Origin of the sequence: Halomonas sp. 3D7M (genome assembly GCF_014897885.1) — a bacterium.
Classification (GTDB): Bacteria; Pseudomonadota; Gammaproteobacteria; order Pseudomonadales; family Halomonadaceae; genus Vreelandella.
Genome location: NZ_JABUZF010000227.1, coordinates 1 through 1254, shown reverse-complemented (window position 1 = coordinate 1254; position 1254 = coordinate 1). Strand labels below are relative to the sequence as shown.

At 55.7% G+C, this 1254-nt stretch carries 1 protein-coding gene; it reads right to left on the bottom strand.

Going from position 1 to position 1254, the window contains the following annotated elements; genetic code table 11:
- Positions 1-185: 185 nt before the first annotated feature.
- Positions 186-1220 (bottom strand): IS110 family transposase, encoded by a 1035-nt coding sequence (locus tag INT22_RS12765; protein ID WP_193060515.1) that lies wholly within the window; start codon positions 1218-1220, stop codon positions 186-188.
- Between the last annotated feature and the right edge of the window lie 34 nt (positions 1221-1254).

The following is a 1254-nucleotide window of genomic DNA, read 5'->3' as shown; positions in this document are numbered from 1 at the left end:
ACATCGGACCTTAATGGGCTATTCGCACGTCGGGTACCCTCAGCGTAAACGAGCTTTCTTGCTCTACGCGCTACACGGTATGGCCCGACGTCGGTTCGACCTGTTCGCCATCTCTCTTGTGGTGGTGCAGTCGGGGCGGTAGGAACACCGGTTAAAGGTTCAACATTGATGGTCGCGTCACCTGTTTAAGCGGCGGCGGCCAACTCAGGGTTATACGGCACCTCGTAACGTGTGACGGCCCACGCCATACGCGCTGTCTTATTGGCGAGTGCCACGATCGCCACGTTGCGATGTTTGCGCACGGCAAGGTGCTTGATCCACTGGCTGAGTCCGTCGTCTTTTTTCACCGAATAACGAAGGACGGCGCGGGCGCCATGTACCAGCAGCTTGCGTAAGTAACTATTGCCACGTTTACTGATCCCCAACAGGCGCTCTCTTCCGCCCGTGCTATGTTGACGCGGGGTCAGTCCTAATGAGGCGGCAAAGTCGCGTCCTCGCTTGTATATAGTACCGTCACCCAGTACACCTGATAAGGCACTGGCGGTGATGGGGCCAATGCCGCGGAGGGTCATCAAGCGCTTGGCAACCGGGTCGGTGTTGGCATGTGTTTCAATGGCGGACGTTAACTGCGCAACGCGCTCGTCTAAATAACGTAAGTCATCCGCTAAGTCGGCCAATAGGCGGCGAAAGCGGTCACTGAGCCCGTTGGTGGCATCCTCTAGCCAAAGAGGCAGCGCCCGCCGTAACTGCTGAATACCAGTGGGGGCAATAAACCCATACTCACCGACGAGGCCACGGATTTGATTGGCCTTCGCTGTGCGCTGGCTAATCAGCTCTTCACGGATCCGGTGGGTGGCTTGACTGTCCTGTTGATCAACGGTTTTTACGGCCACGAAGCGCATCGTTGGACGGCCTAATGCTTCACAAATCGCTTCAGCATCTGCCCGATCATTTTTATTCGTTTTAACGTAAGGTTTCACGAATTGGGCCGCTATGAGCTTCACATGGTAGCCACGCGCTTGAAGTTCGCGCGCCCAATAATGCGCCGATGCACATGCCTCCATGCCGATGGTGGCGCCTTGAGGAACGCGTCGACAGACAGCCTCCAGCCACTTGGCCCGGGTATATTTACCTCGCCATTGAGGCTTCTCATGCCGGTCAACGCCATGTACGTGAAAGACAGACTTTGCGATATCCACACCAACTCGGCTAATGTTCATATGGGCTTCTCCTGACTCTCAAGCTGATAGTTTT